General features: G+C 62.7%; 3 protein-coding genes. All 3 read right to left on the minus strand.

Going from position 1 to position 5,218, the window contains the following annotated elements; genetic code table 11:
- The coding region (edd, locus tag MPJ51_RS18045) for a phosphogluconate dehydratase (RefSeq protein ID WP_298389529.1) at positions 1-1,739 on the minus strand (1,739 nt) is incomplete at its 3' end.
- Between the two features lie 2 nt (positions 1,740-1,741).
- Positions 1,742-3,187 carry a glucose-6-phosphate dehydrogenase gene (gene zwf / locus MPJ51_RS18050; RefSeq protein WP_298389531.1) on the minus strand — a complete coding sequence of 482 codons (1,446 nt, stop codon included), beginning with the start codon at positions 3,185-3,187 and terminating at the stop codon, positions 1,742-1,744.
- A 163-nt stretch (positions 3,188-3,350) separates the two neighbouring features.
- The coding region (gene ptsP / locus MPJ51_RS18055) for a phosphoenolpyruvate--protein phosphotransferase (protein ID WP_298389533.1) at positions 3,351-5,218 on the minus strand (1,868 nt) is incomplete at its 5' end.

A 5,218-nucleotide genomic window follows, 5' to 3' on the forward strand; every position in this document is an offset into this window, starting at 1 on the left:
TCGCGCCCGACACCGTGTTGATTGGCTGAAAGGTCGGCGGTCACCGGCGCGCGGTTCAGCACGCCTTCAGTCAGGATCTCCAGATCCCCTTTCACCGCATCGACACGCAGGATGTCCCCGTCCTGCAAACAGGCGATCGGGCCGCCATCCAGCGCCTCGGGCACCACATGGATCGCGGCGGGAACCTTGCCGGAGGCACCCGACATACGGCCATCGGTGACCAAGGCCACTTTCTGCCCGCGCCCTTGCAGGATCGACAGGATCGGCGTCAGCGAGTGCAACTCGGGCATGCCATTGGCTTTTGGTCCTTGAAAACGAACCACAACGATGACGTCACCTGTGAACTCTCCGGCCTTGAAGGCGGCTTTGACGGCGTCCTGATCGTGGAAGACCCGCACCGGGGCTTCAACCACCTGATGTTCGGGTGCCACGGCCGAGACCTTCATAACCCCGGTGCCCAGATTACCGGTCAGGCGCGACAGGCCGCCAGTGGGCTGGAACGGGTCCTTTGCCGGGCGGACGATCTTGTCATTCAGGCTGTCGCTTGGGCCGTCCTGCCAGACCAGCTCGCCATCGATCAGTCTGGGCTCTTGCGTGTAGTGGTGCAGGCCCTGCCCGGCGACGGTCAGGGTGTCGGGGTGCAGCAAACCGTCCTCTAGCAACGTGCCGATGCAATAGCCCAACCCTCCTGCCGCGTGGAAATGGTTCACATCGGCCAGACCGTTGGGATAGACCCGCGCGACCAAGGGGACCACGGCGGAGATTTCTGAAAAATCTTCCCAATCCAGAACAATTCCCCCGGCGCGCGCCATAGCGATCAGGTGGATCAGCAAGTTGGTCGAGCCGCCGGTGGCCATCAGCCCGACGATCCCGTTCACAAAGGCGCGCTCATCGAGGATTTGACAGACCGGCGTATAGTGATTGCCCAGCGCACTCAGCGACAGAGCCCGGCGCGCGCCTTCCTCGGTCAGGGCATCGCGCAGCGGCGTGTTCGGATTGATGAAGCTGGAGCCCGGCAGGTGCAGGCCCATGAACTCCATCAGCATCTGGTTGGTGTTGGCGGTGCCGTAAAAGGTGCAGGTGCCGGGGCCATGATAAGCGGCCATCTCGGCGGCCATAAGCTCATCGCGGCCAATCTCTCCGGCGGCGAATTTCTGACGGACCTTGGCCTTTTCATCGTTCGGCAGACCGCTGGTCATGGGACCTGCGGGCAGGAAGACAGCGGGCAGATGGCCAAACGCCTGCGCGCCGATCACAAGGCCGGGGACGATCTTGTCACAGACGCCCAGAAACACCGCCGCGTCATAGGTGTTGTGGCTGAGCGCCACGCCGGTCGCCAGTGCGATTACGTCGCGGGAAAACAGCGACAGCTCCATCCCCGCCTCGCCCTGCGTGACCCCGTCGCACATGGCCGGAACCCCGCCCGCGACCTGCGCGGTGCCGCCTGCGGCGCGGATCGCATCGCGGATCAGGGCGGGGTAGCGTTCAAACGGCTGATGGGCCGAGAGCATATCGTTATAGGCGGTCACAATCCCTAGATTGCCCGCCGTACCGGTGGCCATCGACTGCTGATCCTCACCCGCCCCGGCATAGGCATGCGCCTGACCGCTGCAGGACAGATGCGCGCGGGCGGGGCCTTTGGAGCGGGCCTGCTCCATCCGTTCCAGATGCGGGCCGCGCAGGTCGGCGCTGCGGTCGATGATGCGTTGTGTGACGTCGGTAATGACTGAATGAACCATGGTTACCCTCCGATCTGACGCCAGCGACGCCCGTCGCGATGCATCAGCATCAATGCCTCTTCCGGCCCGGAACTGCCCTGATCGTATTTCGCGGGCTTGTCGCCACGCTCTTCCCAGCCGTGAATGATGGGATCGACCCAGGCCCAGGCGGCCTCGGCCTCGTCCCCGCGCATGAACAGGGTCTGGTCGCCGCGAATGACATCCATGATCAGGCGCTCATAGGCGTCGGGCGACTGCGCGGCATCGCCCAATGCCTCGGCAAAACTCATGTCCAGCGCCACGTCGGACAGGCGGAAGCCACCCTGCCCCGGTTCCTTGATGGTGGTGCGCAGAGTGATGCCTTCGTCCGGCTGCAGGCGGATCACCAGCACGTTGCCGTGCAGGGGACCCACATTCGGGAAGATCGTATGGGGCGGATCGCGGAAGAACACGGCGATCTCGGATTCCCGCGCCCGCAGGCGTTTGCCTGTGCGCAGATAGAAGGGCACCCCGGCCCAGCGCCAATTGCCGATATGCGCCTTGAGCGCGATGAAGCTTTCGGTGCGGCTGGCGGGGTTGCCGACGTGATCCAGATAGCCGTCGCCGCCGCTACCGGTACGGTACTGACCACGGGCGATGTCCTTTGGCTCAACCGGTTCCAGCGCCTCGATCACCTTGACCTTTTCATCACGCACCGCATTGGGGGCGAATTTCGAAGGCGGCTCCATCGCGGTCAGGCACAAAAGCTGCACCAGATGGTTCTGGATCATGTCCCGCATCGCGCCGGACTGGTCGTAATAGGCTCCGCGCCCCTCGACCCCCACGGTTTCTGCCACAGTGATCTGCACATGGTCCACATGGGTCGAGTTCCAAAGCGGCTCGAACAGGGAATTGGCAAAGCGCAGCGCCATCAGGTTCTGCACCGTTTCCTTACCCAAATAGTGATCGATCCGGTAAATCTGATGTTCCTCGAAACAGGCGCGCAACCCTTGGTTCAGTGCCCGGGCAGAGGCCAGATCGTGGCCAAAAGGTTTCTCGACCACAATCCGACTGTCCGGCGTCGCCAGCCCGTTTTCGTTTAACCGTTGCGCAATGCCCGAAAACAGGCTGGGACCAACAGAGAGATAAAATGCGCGCACCACGTCATCCCGCAAGGTTTCCTTCAGGGCGCCCCACCCAGCGTCGCCCAGCGCGTCCACGGGCACATATTCGACTCGGGTCAGAAATTGCTCCAGCGTGTCCTTAGCAAAGCCCGGCGCGAATTCCTGCATCGAGGCGCGCAGTTGATCGCGGAACGCGTCGCTGTCCATGTCCGAACGGGCGGTACCGATGATCCGCGCGGCCTCGGGCATTTGGCCGACTTCGAAACGGTGATACAGGCCCGGCAGGATTTTACGCTGTGCCAGATCGCCGGTCGCCCCGAACAGCACGAGGTCGAACGGATCTACCGGAATTACGCGTGAAACCATGCCATGGCCCCTTGTTTCGAAGTCACAATCAGCAGCTTAACACCACCGTCCGCGTAGATTAAACACGCCAGGCAGATGATGTTATCGCTAACATACATCGCGTAGATAGAAACATGAGGCGCAAAAAGCAAGCGCGGAAAAGCGGCAGCGCAGCATTTCCGACCTAGGATTGATTGCGCAGCCACTCCATCACTGCCGGGCGCACGGATTGTTCACCGCGATGGCGGGCATCCGAGATGATCTTGCGGACATCCTGCAGGTTCGAGCGCAGCAACAGGCTTTTGACCGGCCCGATGGATGCGGGACGCATCGACAGGGTGCGGATGCCCATGGCGGCCAGGCACAGCGCCTCGACCGGGCGGCCCGCATCCTCGCCACAGAAACTGAGCGGGGTGTCCGAGAGTTCACAGCGTTCGACAATACGCTCGATAAACGTCAGAAAGCTGACATTCAGCGAGTCATAGCGGCGGCGCACCAGTTCATTCTCGCGATCAGCGGCAAAGAAGAACTGTTTCAGGTCGTTGCCGCCGATGGATATGAAATCCACCTCGTCAAAGAATTTCTGCGGGGCAAAGGCCAGCGACGGGGTTTCCAGCATCGCGCCGACCTCAAGCGTTTCGGGCAGCGCGTGGCCCAGACGTTTCTCACGGTCGATGGTCTTGTTGACCTCCCACCTCGCCTGACGGAACTCCTCGAACTGGGCGACGAAGGGGAACATCACCGTCAGCGGACGGCCATTGGCGGCGCGGATCAGGGCCTGCAACTGCATCCGCATCACGCCGCGCTTGTCCAGACCCACGCGGATCGCGCGCCAGCCCAGCGCGGGGTTGGGTTCCTCGACATGTTTCATGTAGGGCAGAACCTTGTCCGACCCAATATCGAGAGTGCGGAACACAACCCGCTTGTCCCCAGCGGCATCCAGAACCCGCTGGTACTGCGTCACCAGTTCAGATCGTTTGGGCATCTGGTTGCGGATCAGGAACTGCAACTCGGTCCGGAACAGGCCCACGCCTTCGGCCCCGGAATTGCCCAGCGAGGGCAAATCGGCCATCAGACCGGCATTCATCACCAGATCAATCCGCGTCCCGTCCCGCGTCACCGTCGGGGTTTCGCGGATCGAGGCATAGCGTTCCTGCGCCTTGGCCTGCATCGCGATCTTGTCGCGGAAGGCGCCCACGACGGTTTCCTCGGGGCGCAGATGCACCACGCCCTGATCGCCATCGACCAGAATGTGATCGCCGTTCAGCGCCTCGGTCGTGATGCGGCCCACATGGACCACCAGCGGAATCGCCAGCGCGCGGGCCACGATGGTGGCGTGGCTGCCGACCGAGCCTTCCTCAAGCACGATACCCTTCAGCGACCGCCCATATTCCAGCAGATCACCGGGGCCGATATTGCGGGCGATCAGGATCGGATCGGGCGGCAGATCGGCACTGTCGGTCTTGCCCTGCCCGGTCAGGATGCGCAGCAGCCGGTTGGACAGATCATCCAGATCGGCCAGCCGTTCACGCAAATAGGGGTCGGTGACCTGCTCCATCCGGGCGCGAGCCTGAGATTGCTCCATCTCGACCGCTGCCTCAGCGCTGAGGCCGCTGGCGATGTCATCCTCCATCCGCCGCATCCAGCCCTTGGAATTGGCGAACATCCGGTAGGCTTCCAGAACCTCCAGTTGTTCCTTGTCGCCGTTCTGCGAAATCTCCAGCATCTTGTCGACGCCAACGCGCAACTCGTCCACAGCCTCGGACAGGCGTTCCAACTCGCGCTTGGGGTCTTCGGCAATCGGATTGGTGACCACGACACGAGGTTCATGCAGCCAGACATGCCCCTCGGCCGAGCCTTCCTGCGCCGGACCACCGCGCAAAAGAACCGATTGCTGGTGCAGCGGTGACAGAGCCGCGCCCTCGCCGACAAAGGCGCCAAGCTCGGCCATCTCCGCCAGAACCATGGCCACGACTTCCAGCGCATAAATCTCATCGGCGGTGAATTTCCGCGCCTCGCGCGACTGCACCACCAGCACGCCCAGCTTTTCGC

Source organism: Ruegeria sp., assembly GCF_028066395.1.
GTDB lineage: Bacteria > Pseudomonadota > Alphaproteobacteria > Rhodobacterales > Rhodobacteraceae > Ruegeria.